We start from the raw sequence: 14,658 nt of genomic DNA, 5'->3' as shown, positions 1-14,658 counted from the left end.
GGTGAGGGTCAGGCGGAGGCGGACGCGAGCGCCGGGGCGGTGGCCCGGGTGACGGCGTCGGACAGGCGGCTCAGGGTCGCGGTCGCGGCCGACAGGTCGTGGACCGACCAGTCGGCGAACAGCTCGTGGACGCGCACGTCTAGCGCGGCGCCGATCTCGACGGCCAGCGACCGGCCGGCCGGCGAGAGGCGGATGGTGCGGGCCCGGCGGTCGTCGTCGTCGACCGCGCGCTCGACCAGCCCGTCCTCGACGAGCTGGCTGACCTGGCGGCTGGCCACGGAGATGTCGACGCGCAGCGCGTGGGCGATGTCGTTGACCTGCAGGGCGCCTCGGCGTTGCAGGATGCGGACGATCGACAGGGTGCCCTTCGAGCAGCCGAGGTCACGGGCCACCCCGAAGGACGACTCGCGCAGGGTGCGGCTGAAGACCTCGATCGCGCGCAGCAGGGCCTGCGGCGGGGTGTCCGGGACGGTGGACGGCATGCGACTCCTTTTGTTGCTCAACGCAACCATACGGCTGATGATTGCTTCAAGCAACTGATCAACCGACTTATTCCCGCAGCGGCCGGGGTAGGCAGGCCCCGGCCGCTGCGGGAAGGGTCAGGCGGTGGTGGTGGGGGTTCCGCGCCGGCCGCGCTCGACCTTGACGCCCTCCATGTCCTCGAGCTGGATCCCCTTCGTCTCCGGGACCTTCCAGAGCACGAAGAAGAAGGACAGTGCGGCGAAGATCGCGTACAGCAGGTACGGGATGGTCGCGCCGAACGTGTCGAGCAGCGGCGGGAACGTGATCGTGATGACGAAGTTTGCGATCCACTGCGCGGCGGCGGCCAGGCCGAGCGCTGCGGCACGGATGCGGTTGGGGAAGATCTCGCCCAGCAGCACCCACACGAGCGGACCCCACGTCGCCCCGAAGAACACGACGAACAGGTTGGCCGAGACCAGCGCGGCGACGCCCCAGGTGTCGGGGAGCTGGGTGAGCATCTCGCCCGCGTTCGCCGGGTCGGGGACCTCGAACGACTGCGTGAACGCGAGGGCCATGATGCCGAGAGTCAGGGCCATGCCGACCGAGCCGACGAGCAGCAGCGGGCGTCGGCCGACCTTGTCGATGAGTGCGATCGCGATGAACGTCACGACGACGTTGGTTACCGAGGTGATCGTCGAGTAGGTGAACGAGTCGCTCGCGTCGAAGCCGACGGCCTGCCACAGCGTGTTCGAGTAGTAGAAGATCACATTGATCCCGACGAACTGCTGGAACACCGACAGCAGGATCCCGACCCAGACGACGGGGAGCAGCTTCCCGCCGGGGCCGCGCAAGGACGCGTGCTGGGCATGCTCCTTGTCCTCGGCGATCGTCTTCTTGATCTGATCGATGCGCTCCTGCGGGTCCTCGTCGGGGGGCAGCACGTCGGCCAGCACCTTGCGTGCCTCGTCCTCCTTCCGGATCGAGACCAGGTAGCGGGGCGACTCCGGGATCCGGAGCGCGAGGATGCCGTAGACCACGGCAGGGATGACGGCGACGAGGAACATCCAGCGCCAGGCCTCGAGGCCGAACCACAGCTCGGCAGATGAGGGGTTCTCCTCCACGCCGGTCGCTATGGCCAGCAGCTGGTCCGAGAGCAGGGCCGCGAAGATGCCGAGGACGATGGCGAGCTGCTGCAGTGAGCCCAGGCGGCCGCGGATGGCGGCGGGGGCGATCTCCGCGATGTATGCGGGCGCGATGACCGACGCGACGCCGATGCCAATGCCAGCCATGAAGCGCCACAACGCCAGGTCCCAGACGCCGAACGCGATTGCCGACAGGATCGACGAGAGGAAGAAGAGGACCGCGCCGAGGAACATGACTCGGGTGCGACCCCACAGGTCGGCGAGCTTGCCGCCCACCCAGGCGCCTAGGGCGCAGCCGAGCAGGGCGACCGCGACTACGAAGGCCTTGATGAAGGACCCGGCCGACATGTCGAGGATCTGGAAGTCCTCGGAGAAGCCCTCGACCGCTCCGTTGATGACCGAGCTGTCGAAACCGAAGAGGAACCCGCCCACGGCCGCAGCGACCGCGAGACCGATGGCCTTGTTCTTGTACGGGTGCGGCGGTACCGCCGGCCCTCCGGTCGCCCCCTGCGGCGACTCTGACGCGTGGGACATGTGCGCACCTCCCGTGGCCCCCGAGCCGCTCTCGGGAGATCTCTCCCCACCTTGGCCCCGCGAGCAGGGGTGCGCACGTCGGGCGACCGGTGCAAGATCGTCCGATGGACGGCACCGGAGGGGGCAGGGCGCGACCTCGTCGACCCGCGATGCTCGACCCTGCGCAGGCCGACGAGCTCCCCGGCGGCTACGACCCGGCGCTGCGCAACGAGGCCGCGCACACCACCGCGGCCGCCCTGGTGCACCAGGGTCGAGCCAACACGGACCCCGAGGTGGTCGCCCGGCTGGTGTCACTGGTGGAGCGCGAGGGCCTGGACGTGGTGGCCGCGCTCTGGTCGGAGAGCCAGGCCGACAGCCTCCCCGGGGCCCTGTGGCGGCTGTACGTGCTGCGCGAGTGGGTCCGGCGCGATCCCGCGACGGTGGCCGACCGCTACCGGCTCGGCGTCGCCGCCGCGCCCGTGCACGACGTGGTGGCCGGTGTCGCGGACGCCCCCGGGCCCGCCGACGTCCGGGTCGTGGCCGACGCGGTGCTGTCGGGGGTCTACACGGGCGAGCTCGACGTCGCGCTCGAGCGGGCCGCCGCGTTCTGCCGGGTGCTCGCCACCGGGGCGGCCTTCGACGCCGACCACCTCGACGACGTCGACCCCACCGGGGCCGTCCGGCTCACCCGCGGGGCCGCGTCCCTGGTCCGCACGGCGGAGGAGCTCGAGCACGCCGCGTCGCTGTGGCGGGCGGGCCGGCTGGAGTGACGTCGACCACGCCCCTGGTTCGCGTCAAGGTGAACCCGCAGGTGGCACACCGGACGCCCGCCCGCGCCGCCGCAGGTCCCGTGTCACCACCCCGCTGCGGGCGTACGATGAGCGGCGACGTCGGGCCGCGGTAGCCCCGGGCTCCATCTCAAGCCGCTTCGAGCGGCCCCGCGCCGAGAGGCGCTCCGCGGTCCGGCGTCGCTCAGCTCCGGACTGTCACCACGGGCGCCCCCGGGCTGTCACCATGTGTTCAGGCGCACGACGGCGTGCGTTAGGCAATCGATCCCCCGTGTCCTAGCCTGATCCCGCCCCTCCTCACTGGCTTTCCCCCCTCCCACCCTGCCTTCCGGAGCCCGCTGTGCGCCTGCGCCTCACCCCGCGCGACACCACGTTCTTCGACCTCTTCGCCGCACAGGCGGTCCATCTCGTCACCGGAGCGAACCTGCTCGGCGAGATGCTCGGGGCCGACCGCCCGACGCGCAAGGAGATCGGCAAGCGCATCGCCGACGCCGAGCACGAGGCGGACGACGCGACGCACTCGATCATGCGGCGGCTCAACCAGACGTTCGTCACGCCGTTCGACCGCGACGACATCTACACGCTGGCCTCGAGCCTCGACGACTGCATGGACTTCATGGAGGAGGCCGCGGACCTCATCGTCCTGTACAAGGTCGATGCGCTGCCGCCGCGGGTGTCCGACCAGGTCCAGGTGCTCCAGCGCGCCGCCGAGCTCACCGCCGAGGCCATGCCGCGGCTGCGCTCCATGGAGTCGCTGTCCGAGTACTGGGTCGAGGTCAACCGCCTCGAGAACCAGGCCGACAAGATCCACCGCAAGCTGCTCGCCCAGCTGTTCGACGAGGTCACCGACCCGATCCAGCTGATGAAGGTCAAGGAGATCGTCGAGAAGCTCGAGGACGCCGCCGACGCCTTCGAGAAGGTGGCGAACACCGTCGAGACCATCGCGCTCAAGGAGTCCTGAGCAGGTGGAGGTCGCGCTCGTCATCATCGTCGTCGCGTTCGCGCTCGGCTTCGACTACACCAACGGGTTCCACGACGCGGCCAACGCCATCGCGACCTCGGTGTCCACCCGTGCACTGACCCCCCGCGCCGCGCTCATCATGGCGGCCGTGTTCAACCTCGTCGGCGCCCTGCTGGGCACCCAGGTGGCCACCACCATCGCCGAGGACATCATCAGCATCAACGGCGCCGGCTCGCACGAGGCGCTGATCATCGTGCTCTCCGGTCTGGTCGGCGCGATCACCTGGAACCTCATCACCTGGTGGCTCGGCCTGCCGTCGTCCTCCACGCACGCGCTGATCGGCGGGCTGACCGGCGTCGGCATCGCGTCCGGGGTCACGGTGCACTGGGACGCCATCGTGGACAAGGTCGTCATCCCGATGATCTTCTCGCCGCTGGTCGGGTTCTCCGTGGCGTTCATGATCATGGTCGGCGTCCTGTGGCTGGTGCGGAACTCCGCGCCCGCTCGGACCATGCGCCGCTTCCGGCTGGCGCAGACGGCGTCCGCGGCCGCCATGGCCCTCGGGCACGGCCTCCAGGACGCGCAGAAGACCATGGGCGTCATCATGCTGGCCCTGGTGGCCGGCGGCTTCTACACGGCAGGCGACGGCATCCCGCTGTGGGTCAAGCTCTCCGCGGCGGCCGCGATCTCGGCGGGCACCTACTCGGGCGGCTGGCGCATCATGCGCACGCTCGGCCGCAAGATCATCGAGCTCGACCCCGCACGCGGCTTCGTCGCCGAGTCGGTGGCCGCGACCGTCCTGTACGCCAGCGCCTACTGGCTGCACGCGCCCATCTCGACCACCCACACCATCACGTCGGCGATCATGGGCGTCGGCGCCACCAAGCGCCTCTCCGCGGTCCGCTGGGGCGTCGCCAAGAACATCGGCCTCGCGTGGGTGCTGACCATCCCCATGGCCGCCCTGGTGGCGGCCTGCGTCTACTGGGTCCTCAACCCGATCCTCACCTGACCCCGTCAGGCCTCGCCGGGGCGGTGCGTCTCCGTGGCCACGACGCGGGGGCCCTTGGGCGTCTGGGCGACGTGCGCGACGAGCACCTGAGCCGGGTGCAGGAACGGGTCGCTGGCCGGCAGGGCGTCCGCAACCGGGCGCCGGGCGTGCTGGGCCAGGACGTCCACCACGGTGGGCAGGACGGGCCGGTGCGTGCACAGGACCGCGTCGCCGCCCGACTCCAGGAGGGCACGCACCTCCGCGGCGACGCGCGCCGGTGAGGTGGAGTGCTGGGCCTCCGTGAGGATCGCTGAGACCTCCGGCGTGACCTGGGCGGCAGCGGCATAGGGCGCGATCGTGCTCACGCAGCGCACCCATGCGGAGGTGACCACCCGACCGACGCCGAAGGTGGACAGCACCGGGATCAGCGCGCGGGCCTGGCGGTGGCCGTCGGTGGTGAGGGGGCGGTCCAGCTCCGTGCCGTCCCAGTCCGCGCGGCGCCGGGCGCTGCCGTGCCGGGCGACGACGAGCGCGCGCGTGTCGAGCCGGCCCTTCTCGTGGGCCTCCACCAGGTCGTCCAGCGGTGCGCGGTCGTCGTCGCGGGTGAGCCGCCTGGCGGCGGTCCCCACGTCGAACCAGCGGAGCTGGTCGATCTCCTTGGTCGACGCCGGCGGCACCGGCGGGCGGGCGCGCAGCGCGGCGGCGTCCGGACGGCCCGCCACCTGCGCGGCCCAGTAGTGCACGCGCTTGCGGCGGCCGTCGGAGAGCGGGTACTCGAGGCCGGGCAGGGGGATGCCGAGCACCACGTCGTGCCCGGTCTCCTCGGCCACCTCGCGGGTCGCCGCGGCGAGGATCGTCTCCCCGGGGTCCACCTTGCCCTTCGGCCAGGACCAGTCGTCGTAGCGGGGACGGTGCACGAGGGCGACCTGGAGCCGGCTCAGGCGCACGCGCCACACGAGCGCCCCGGCCGCCTCGACGACGACCGGCGCTCGGGTGGGGCTCACCGGCCGTTGCCCGGCCGGCGGCGCTGCCGGTGGATGAGGGCGGCCTGCAGGTCGACCAGCGGCCCGTCGGGACCGAGGTGGTGCCGGGCCCACGTCCCGTCGGCGTCCAGGTGCCACGACGAGGTGCCGTCGTCCGTCGAGTCGTCGAGGAGCTCGATGAGCTCGTTGACCTGGTCGGGGTCGGCGATGCGGACGAGCGCCTCGACGCGCCGGTCCAGGTTGCGGTGCATGAGGTCGGCGGAGCCGATGTAGACCTCGGGGCCCTCGAACGTGCCGTCGTCCTGCGGCGTCGAGTGCGCGAACGCGAAGATGCGCGAGTGCTCCAGGAACCGGCCGAGGATCGAGCGCACCCGGATCGTCTCGGAGAGGCCCGGCACGCCGGGCCGCAGCGCACAGATGCCACGGACCACCATGTCGACCGGGACGCCGGCCTGCGACGCCCGGTACAGGGCGTCGATCGTCGCCTCGTCGACCATCGAGTTGACCTTGATCTTGATCCACGCCGGCTGGCCCGCGCGTGCCGCGGCGGCCTCCCGGTCGATCCGCTCGACCAGGCCCGCGCGCACCGAGCGGGGGGCGACGAGCAGCCGGTGGAACCGCGACTTCGGGGCGTAGCCCGACAGCTGGTTGAACAGGCGCGTGAGGTCCTGGCCGACCTCCGGGTCGCTGGTGAGCAGTCCGTGGTCCGTGTACAGCCGCGCCGTCTTCGGGTTGTAGTTGCCCGTGCCGATGTGGCAGTAGCGGCGCAGCCCGTCCGACTCCTGGCGCACCACCAGCGACAGCTTGCAGTGCGTCTTCAGGCCGACGATGCCGTAGACCACGTGCACCCCGGCCTGCTCGAGCTTGCGGGCCCAGGAGATGTTGTTCTGCTCGTCGAACCGCGCCTTGATCTCGACGAGGGCCAGCACCTGCTTGCCGGCCTCGGCGGCGTCGATGAGGGCGTCGACGATGGGGGAGTCGCCCGACGTCCGGTAGAGGGTCTGCTTGATGGCGAGCACCTGCGGGTCGGCCGCCGCCTGCTGCAGGAACGTCTGCACCGAGGTGGAGAACGAGTCGTACGGGTGGTGCAGGAGGATGTCGCGCTCGCGGATCTTGGCGAACATGTCCGCCGGCGTCGCGCTCTCCACCTCGGCCAGCTGCCGCGGGGTGGACGCGATGAACCGGGGGAACTGGAGGGCGGCCCGGTCCAGGTCCGCGATGAGGTTGAGGCCGGTGGCGTCCAGCGGGGCGGGCAGCTGGTAGACCTCCTCCTCCACCACGTCCAGCTCGCGGATCAGCAGGTTGCGGATGCGCGGGCTGATGCCGTCCGCGATCTCCAGGCGCACCGGCGGCCCGAAGCGGCGGCGCAGCAGCTCCTTCTCCATGGCCTGGAGCAGGTTCTCCGCGTCGTCCTCCTCGACCTCGACGTCCTCGTTGCGGGTGACCCGGAACGTGTGGTGCTCCTGGACGACCATGCCGGGGAACAGCTGCTCGAGGTGCTCCGAGATGACGTCCTCGACCGGGACGAAGGACATCGGGCCCTTCTCCGGGGAGGCCGCCTGCACGTCGGGGGCGCTGGGCCGGCCGGAGGCGTCGACCGCGATGAACCGCGGCAGCAGCGGCGGCACCTTGACTCGGGCGAAGTGCTCCTTGCCGGTCGTGGGGTTGGTCACCACGACGGCGAGGTTGAGCGACAGCCCGGAGATGTACGGGAACGGGTGGGCCGGGTCCACCGCCAGCGGGGTGAGCACCGGGAAGATCTGGCGTCGGAAGAACTTGCGGAGCCGGTCCTGCTCGCTCTCGCCCAGCTCGTCCCAGCGGACCAGGGTGATCCCCTCGTGGGCGAGCGCCGGCTGCACCTGGTCCGCGAACACCGCCGCGTGGCGGGCCATGAGGCGGTGCGCCTCCTCGCTGATGGCCTCCAGGACCTGCCGCGGCGACGCCCCGGACGCCGCGGTGACCGCGATCCCGGTGGCGATGCGGCGCTTGAGCCCGGCCACGCGGACCATGAAGAACTCGTCCAGGTTCGACGCGAAGATCGCCAGGAACCGCACGCGCTCGAGCAGCGGGATGTCCTGGTCCTCCGCCAGCTCCAGCACCCGCTGGTTGAACGCGAGCCAGGACAGCTCCCGGTCCAGGAACCGGCCGGTGGGCAGAGGCTCGAGCCCGACGGCGGCCTCGTCGAGCTCGCGCTCGACGGCGGGGTGCACGTGCTCGGCGATGTGGGCAGCCAGGGCCGGGTCGATAGGAGGGGCGTCGGTCATGCGCCCATCGTGACATCCGGAGGCGAGCTCGGGGTATCGGAACCGAACATGACGTCGACCGCGGACCGCACGAAGCCCGCGCGCTCGTACGTGTGCACCGCGACCGTGTTGTCGGCGTCCGTGTAGAGGATCGCGGCGCCCAGCCCGCGTGCCGCGAGGTGGTCGAGCCCGAGCGCCGTCAGCGCCCGCCCGAGGCCCAGCCCCTGTGCGTCCGGGTCGACGCCGACGACGTAGATCTCGCCCACCGGGTCGGGGCCGTGCTCGCCCGCGGGGTGCACCTTGGTCCACACCGAGCCGAGCAGGATCCCGTCGCGCTCCGCCAGCAGGAAGCCCGCCGGGTCGAACCACGGCTCCTGCTCACGGGCCCGCAGGTCCGCCGACGTCATCCGCCCCTGCTCGGGATGGTGGGCGAACGCGCGCGAGTTGACGCGGCGCCACGCGTCCTCGTCGCGCCCCGGCTCGAACGCCCGCACGGTGACCCCCGCCGGGAGGCTCGCGGTCCCGGCCGCGCGGGCGGTCAGGTCCACGCGCATCTGCAGCAGCTCGCGCACCACCGGCATACCGGTCTCGTCGGCGAACGCCCGGGCGGCCGGCAGGTCACCGTGCGCCCAGATCCGCAGCTCGCGGCCGGGGACGACGGCGGTCTCCGCCACCGCCCGGGCCAGCAGCGCCCGGCCGATGCCGGCGCGGCGGTGCTCCGGGTCGACCACCAGCTCGGCCCGGGCGCTCGACTGCGTGCCGACGTCGAGCTGGGCGTAGCCGAGCAGATCGCTGGGTCCGTGGGCCTGCAGGTGGATGACCGAGGCCTCCGGCTCGCTGAGCCAGAGCAGCGGCTGCTCGGACAGCGGCGCCACGCCGTCGGCCGCCGCGGCGCGGTCGGCCAGGGCACGGACCGCGTCGGCCGCAGGTGCGGAGAGCGGACCGGCCGTGGCAGTGAGGATGACCTGCGCGGACGCGTCGTCGGACATGGGCCCATCCCACCACGGGGACCCCCGGCGACGGTGGTGACCGGCGGGTGAGCGGGTACGTTGGCGGGCGATGGATGCCTCTGGGACGACCTCGACGGTCTCCGACGGGACCCCGGACACCCGCCGGTCGCGGCGAAGGAGCCGGTCGTCGGCCGGTGCGAGCCCGGTCGACGTGACCGTCGTGGTGATCGGCGCGGGCCAGGCCGGCCTCTCGGCCGCGTACCACCTGCGCCGCGCCGGCCTGGTCGCCGTGGGGGAGCGGGGCTGGGAGGACGCCGCGGCGACCTTCGTCGTGCTGGACGACGCCCCGCAGGCCGGCGGCGCGTGGCAGCACCGGTGGCCCGGCCTGACCATGGCCGACGCCCACGGCGTGCACGACCTGCCCGGCATGCCGCTGGCGGTGTCCGACCTCTCCGAGCCGGCGGCGTTCGCCGTCCCGTACTACTTCGCGCAGTACGAGGAGGCGTTCGAGCTCCACGTGCAGCGGCCGGTGCGGGTCGAGCGCGTCGAGCCGTCCGGCGACCTCCTCCTGGTCCGGTCCCGCAGCGTCGAGCGGCCCAGCGAGACGATCGACTGGCGGGCCCGCGGCCTGATCAACGCGTCGGGCACCTGGCAGAAGCCGTTCTGGCCGGCTTACCCCGGGCGCGGCGGGTTCCGTGGTCGGCAGCTGCACTCGCGCGACTTCCGGCTCGCGGAGGACCTGGCCGACGGGCACGTCGTGGTCGTCGGGGGGGGCACGTCCGCCGTCCAGCTCACCCTCGCGATCGCCCGCGTCACGTCCACGACCTGGGTCACGCGCCGACCGCCGCAGTGGCGCGACGAGGCGTTCACCCCGGAGCTCGGGCGCGACGCCGTCGCCCAGGTGGACCAGCGGACCCGCGCCGGCCTGCCGCCGCAGAGCGTCGTGAGCGTGACCGGTCTGCCGCTGACTCCCGCCTACCGGGTGGGCATCGCCGCCGGTGTGCTGCGGGCCCGGCCGATGTTCGACCGGATCACCCCCGACGGCGTCGAGTGGGACGCCCCCGACCAGCCGGGCGACGGCTGGGTGGGCGGTCCGGGTCATGTCGAGGCGCGCACGCTGCTGTGGTGCACCGGCTTCCGGCCCTCGCTCGACCACCTGTCTCCGCTCGGCCTGCGCGCGGCCGGCGGTGGGATCGTCATGGACGGCACCCAGGTGGTGGCCGACCCCCGGATCCAGCTGGTCGGCTACGGGCCGAGCGCCTCGACGGTCGGCGCCAACCGCGCCGGCCGCGAGGCAGCGAAGAACCTGCAGCGGTTGTGGCAGACGTGAGGGCCGGGTCGCAGGTGGCGACCCGGCCCTTCCGTCAGTGCGGGGTACTCAGCTGACCGAGCAGCTCACCGCGGTCGAGGAGCTCGGCGCGGTGCCGGCCCCCACGAAGCCGTAGGTGGTGCTGGCCCCGGAGCCGAGCAGCCCGTTCCAGGGAGCGTTCGACACGGTCACCGCGGTGCCGGACTGCGAGTACGTGCCCGACCAGCCGCTCTGCACGGAGCCGCCGGCGGGCAGGGTGAACACGGTCTTCCAGCCGCTGATCATGGCACCGCCGGCCTTGACGGTCACGGCCGCCTGGTAGCCGCCGGGCCAGGTGTTGCTGACCACGAGGGTCGCGGAGCACGCACCGGTCGGTGCCGGGGTCGTGGGCGCGGGGGTGGTCGGTGCCGGGGTGGTCGGAGCAGGCGTCGTGGGTGCCGGCGTCGTGGGTGCAGGGGTGGTCGGTGCGGGCGTCGTCGGCTGGACGCCGCCGTAGACCTTGGCCGTCACGGCGGTGGACTTGATGCCGTTGGCGCCGTTGAAGATCCGCGTGCCCCACGTGGACAGCTGCGCGGGGTTGAAGCCGGTCACCATGTCGAGGTACTCCACCCCGCCGCCGTTGCCGGACCAGGACCAGCCGTAGTAGCCGATCCCGCGCTTGACGGCCTCGGACATGATCGTGTCCTCGTCGGGGTTGCCGTCGGAGTGGTCGTTGCCGAACTCGCCGATGACCAGCGGGAGGCCCTTGGCCTTGAACGCGTCGAGGTAGGCGGTGATGGTCGACGCGTTGTTGTAGACGCCGTACATGTGCACCGAGAACAGCACGTTCTTGTCGGGGTCGGACGCGGCCACCGTGGCGGCGTTGTCGCGCATGATCCCGGCCCAGTCCTGGCCCCACGAGGGGGCGTCGATCACGATGTTGTGGTGCAGACCGGCGGCGCGCAGCTTGGCGATGGCGGCGGAGCTGGCGGACGCCCAGGTGGCGTTGGTGGTCGCGTTGTTGCCGAAGGGCTCGTTGCCGATGTTGATCTGGATGTAGTCCTCCTGGCCCTGCAGCGCGGAGGCGATGCTGATCCAGTAGCTGGCCGCCGTGTCGAGCGTGACCGCGCCGCTCTGCTCGCCGTAGCCGGTGGTGTCGTGGTTCTCGAGCATGCAGATGAGCTTGTTGGCCTTGCACTGGCTGATGACGCTCGCGACGTCGGCGGCGTCGTTCTTGGTCCAGCGGTCGCCGCCGGACAGGACCACGCGCAGCGCGTTGGCGCCTGCCGCGCGGATGGCCGGGATCGCGGTCGGCGTCTGCGAGACGTACCAGGTGTGCGCGTGGCTGACGCCGCGGGCGATGAACGGCGTGCCGTCCTTCTCCACCAGCTGGGTGCCGGAGACGTGCAGGCCGGGGGGCGTCGCGGCCTGGGCCGCCGTGGAGATCAGCGACGTCGCACCGAGCGCGACGACGGCGGCTGCCAGGACGGCGCCGGACAGCAGGGATCTGCGAGACCTCATGGGACTTCCTCGTTCCGTGGGCATGAGGACGGCGCCGCGCACCGGCGGCCGTCGAGCGTGGATGCACCCACCCGCCGTTCCGCCGGCCGGCCGACGGGCGGGTGCGTGGTCACACAACCAGGTGGGGGAGGCGCTCTCCACGCGCCGAAACGCTTCACAGTCGCGCTGACCTCACGACTCGCGGACACAACAGGAGCCGGCCCCGCGGACGGGACCGGCTCCTGCTGACGCTTGCGCTCCGGCTCAGTCCTCTTGCTTCGCGCCTGGCGCGGACAGGCCCTGCGCGATCAGCGCCATCACCGAGGAGTCCGCGAGCGTCGTCGCGTCGCCCACCTGGCGGTGCTCGGCGACGTCCCGCAGCAGGCGGCGCATGATCTTGCCGGACCGCGTCTTGGGCAGCTCGGCGACCACGAGGATCTGCCGCGGCTTGGCGATCGGCCCGATCTCCTTGGCCACGTGGTTGCGCAGCTCGGTCTGCACCGCGTCGGCCTCCTGGTCCTGGCCGCCGGCGTCGCCCCGCAGGATGACGAACGCGACGACCGCCTGCCCGGTGGTCTCGTCGGCGGCACCGACGACCGCGGCCTCGGCGACCCACGGGTGGGACACCAGCGCCGACTCGATCTCCGTGGTGGACAGCCGGTGGCCGGACACGTTCATCACGTCGTCGACGCGGCCGAGCAGCCAGATGTCGCCGTCGTCGTCCTTCTTGGCGCCGTCGCCCGCGAAGTACAGGTTCCGGAACCGGGACCAGTAGGTGTCGACGTACCGGTCGGGGTCGCCCCAGATCCCGCGCAGCATCGAGGGCCACGGCTCGGTGAGCACCAGGTAGCCGCCGGAGCCGTTCGGCACCGACTGCGCGTCGTCGTCCACCACGTCGGCCGCGATGCCCGGCAGCGCCACCTGCGCGGACCCCGGCTTCGTCGTCGTGACGCCCGGCAGCGGGCTGATCATGATGGCGCCGGTCTCGGTCTGCCACCACGTGTCGACGATCGGCGCGGAGTCGCCACCGATGACCCGGCGGTACCACATCCAGGCCTCGGGGTTGATGGGCTCGCCCACCGACCCCAGCACGCGCAGGCTCGACAGGTCGAACGTGCCGGGGATCTCCTCGCCCCACTTCATGCAGGTCCGGATGGCCGTCGGGGCCGTGTAGAGGATGGTCACCTTGTACTTCTCGATGATCTCCCACCAGCGGCCCCGGTGCGGGGTGTCCGGCGTGCCCTCGTAGATGACCTGCGTGGCGCCGTTGATGAGCGGGCCGTACACGACGTAGGAGTGCCCGGTGATCCAGCCGATGTCGGCGGTGCACCAGTAGACGTCCGTCTCCGGCTTGAGGTCGAACACGTTGCGGTGCGTGAACGCGCACTGGGTCAGGTACCCGCCGGTGGTGTGGAAGATGCCCTTCGGCTTCCCGGTGGTGCCCGACGTGTAGAGGATGAACAGCGGGTGCTCGGCCTCCACGGCGACCGGGGTGTGCTGGTCGGACGCGGTGTCGACGACGTCGGACCACCAGACGTCCCGGCCGTCGTCCCACGCCACGTCCTGACCGGTCCGCTTCACGACGAGCACGTGCTCGACCGACGGGGTGCCCTTGGCGATGGCGTCGTCGACGGCCGGCTTGAGCGCGCTGGCCGAGCCGCGCCGGTAGCCGCCGTCGGCGGTGACCACGAGCTTGGCCTCGGCGTCGTTGATGCGGGTGCTCAGCGCCTCGGCCGAGAACCCCCCGAACACCACGGAGTGCGGGGCGCCGATCCGGGCGCACGCCAGCATGGTGACGACGGCCTCGGGGATCAGCGGCAGGTAGATGGCGACGCGGTCGCCCGTGCCGACGCCCAGCGCGGTGAACGCGTTCGCGGCCTTCGACACCTCCCGCTGCAGGTCGGCGTACGTGACCGTGCGGCTGTCGCCGGCCTCGCCCTCGAAGTGCAGCGCCACGCGGTCGCCGTTGCCCGCCTCTACGTGCCGGTCCACCGCGTTGTAGGCGGCGTTCAGGGTGCCGTCGGCGAACCAGCGCGCGAACGGGGCCTTCGACCAGTCGAGGACCTCCTCGAACGGCTTCTCCCAGCTGAGCAGCTCCCGCGCCTGCTCCGCCCAGAACGTGGGCCGGTCGGCGTTCGCCCACGCGTACAGGTCCCGCTGGGCGTTGGCCTGGGCGGCGAACTCGGCACTCGGCGGGAACCGGCGGTCCTCGGTGAGCAGGTTCTCGAGCCCGGGCGTCCCGGGGGTGGTATCGGTCACGAGGGACGACCTCCTGTGCAGCGGCGTCGATGCAGGTGGACCGGGGTCCGGAAAGGCACTCTATCCGGACATCCACCCCCTCGTGCCGCGGTTCAGGCGCGGTGCCGCTCGCGGAACTCGCCCAGGTGCACGCCGCGGCGGCGGGCCATGGCGGCCACCACGCCGGCGAGCAGGATCAGGAAGCCGACGGAGAGCACGGTGCCGGAGGTGCCCGCGACGGTCACCTGCGTGACGGTGAGCCGCCAGCCCGACGACGACAGCACGTTGAGCGTCTGCTCGCGGACGACCGACGGGACGAACAGGTACAGGATCCCGGCCAGGGTGAGCAGCGTGCCAGCCGTGAGGGGCACCGCGGGGGTCCAGAGCGCGAGGAGCAGCACGCAGCCGAGCAGGAGCAGCCCGAGCGAGACCAGCGTGATGCCGAGCACCTCGGTCGACGCGTCCCAGCCGCCCACCTGGGCCTGCAGGATGCGGGACTGGCCGAGCAGCAGCACGGCCACGCCGATCGGTCCCAGGACCAGGCCGACCAGGACGCCGAGGACGTGCGACCCCACCGTGGTGCTGCGGGGGGCGTTGGGGTC

At 72.2% G+C, this 14,658-nt stretch carries 12 protein-coding genes; 4 read left to right on the top strand and 8 right to left on the bottom strand.

What is annotated here, in order from left to right; translation table 11 throughout:
• Positions 1-8: 8 nt before the first annotated feature.
• Positions 9-482 (bottom strand): MarR family winged helix-turn-helix transcriptional regulator, encoded by a 474-nt coding sequence (locus RYN42_RS06035; RefSeq protein ID WP_315094608.1) that lies wholly within the window; start codon positions 480-482, stop codon positions 9-11.
• A 117-nt stretch (positions 483-599) separates the two neighbouring features.
• Positions 600-2,138 carry a sugar porter family MFS transporter gene (locus tag RYN42_RS06030; RefSeq protein WP_315094605.1) on the bottom strand — a complete coding sequence of 513 codons (1,539 nt, stop codon included), beginning with the start codon at positions 2,136-2,138 and terminating at the stop codon, positions 600-602.
• A gap of 149 nt (positions 2,139-2,287) precedes the next feature.
• On the opposite strand from RYN42_RS06030, the gene RYN42_RS06025 reads away from it, so the two are divergent.
• The 3 genes from RYN42_RS06025 to RYN42_RS06015 all read left to right on the top strand — a co-directional run bounded on the left by RYN42_RS06025 (position 2,288) and on the right by RYN42_RS06015 (position 4,875).
• A complete protein-coding gene (locus RYN42_RS06025) occupies positions 2,288-2,887 on the top strand; it encodes a hypothetical protein (RefSeq protein ID WP_315094603.1) in 600 nt (199 codons plus the stop codon).
• 358 nt (positions 2,888-3,245) lie between these two features.
• Positions 3,246-3,866, top strand: a complete 621-nt coding sequence (locus tag RYN42_RS06020; RefSeq protein ID WP_315094602.1) for a DUF47 family protein — start codon at positions 3,246-3,248, stop codon at positions 3,864-3,866.
• A 4-nt stretch (positions 3,867-3,870) separates the two neighbouring features.
• On the top strand, positions 3,871-4,875 hold the full coding sequence (locus RYN42_RS06015) for an inorganic phosphate transporter (protein WP_315094601.1): 1,005 nt from the start codon (positions 3,871-3,873) through the stop codon (positions 4,873-4,875).
• A gap of 5 nt (positions 4,876-4,880) precedes the next feature.
• On the opposite strand, the gene RYN42_RS06010 is transcribed toward RYN42_RS06015, so the two are convergent.
• The 3 genes from RYN42_RS06010 to mshD are packed head-to-tail and all read right to left on the bottom strand — an operon-like array spanning position 4,881 to position 9,069.
• Positions 4,881-5,858: an NUDIX hydrolase gene (locus tag RYN42_RS06010; protein WP_315094599.1), complete on the bottom strand. Its 978-nt coding sequence runs from the start codon at positions 5,856-5,858 to the stop codon at positions 4,881-4,883.
• A complete protein-coding gene (locus RYN42_RS06005; protein WP_315094598.1) occupies positions 5,855-8,101 on the bottom strand; it encodes an RNA degradosome polyphosphate kinase in 2,247 nt (748 codons plus the stop codon). Before RYN42_RS06005 ends, RYN42_RS06010 begins: the two co-directional genes overlap by 4 nt.
• Positions 8,098-9,069 carry a mycothiol synthase gene (mshD, locus tag RYN42_RS06000; RefSeq protein ID WP_315094596.1) on the bottom strand — a complete coding sequence of 324 codons (972 nt, stop codon included), beginning with the start codon at positions 9,067-9,069 and terminating at the stop codon, positions 8,098-8,100. The genes RYN42_RS06005 and mshD overlap by 4 nt, the downstream gene beginning before the upstream one ends.
• A gap of 70 nt (positions 9,070-9,139) precedes the next feature.
• Between mshD and RYN42_RS05995 the strand changes: the two genes are divergently transcribed.
• Positions 9,140-10,360: an FAD-dependent oxidoreductase gene (locus RYN42_RS05995; protein WP_315094595.1), complete on the top strand. Its 1,221-nt coding sequence runs from the start codon at positions 9,140-9,142 to the stop codon at positions 10,358-10,360.
• Positions 10,361-10,408: 48 nt separating this feature from the next.
• On the opposite strand, the gene RYN42_RS05990 is transcribed toward RYN42_RS05995, so the two are convergent.
• The 3 genes from RYN42_RS05990 to RYN42_RS05980 all read right to left on the bottom strand — a co-directional run.
• The gene (locus RYN42_RS05990; protein ID WP_315094593.1) at positions 10,409-11,839 is read right to left on the bottom strand and encodes a cellulase family glycosylhydrolase; all 1,431 of its coding nucleotides are present in this window, start codon (positions 11,837-11,839) and stop codon (positions 10,409-10,411) included.
• Positions 11,840-12,082: 243 nt separating this feature from the next.
• Positions 12,083-14,077, bottom strand: coding sequence for an acetate--CoA ligase (acs, locus tag RYN42_RS05985; RefSeq protein WP_315094592.1), 1,995 nt, complete (start codon positions 14,075-14,077; stop codon positions 12,083-12,085).
• A gap of 92 nt (positions 14,078-14,169) precedes the next feature.
• On the bottom strand, positions 14,170-14,658 hold a 489-nt coding region (locus tag RYN42_RS05980; protein WP_315094590.1), incomplete at its 5' end, for a hypothetical protein.

The organism is uncultured Cellulomonas sp. (assembly GCF_963527515.1).
Taxonomy (GTDB): Bacteria; Actinomycetota; Actinomycetes; order Actinomycetales; family Cellulomonadaceae; genus Cellulomonas.
This window is presented reverse-complemented; position numbering and strand designations above follow the sequence as displayed.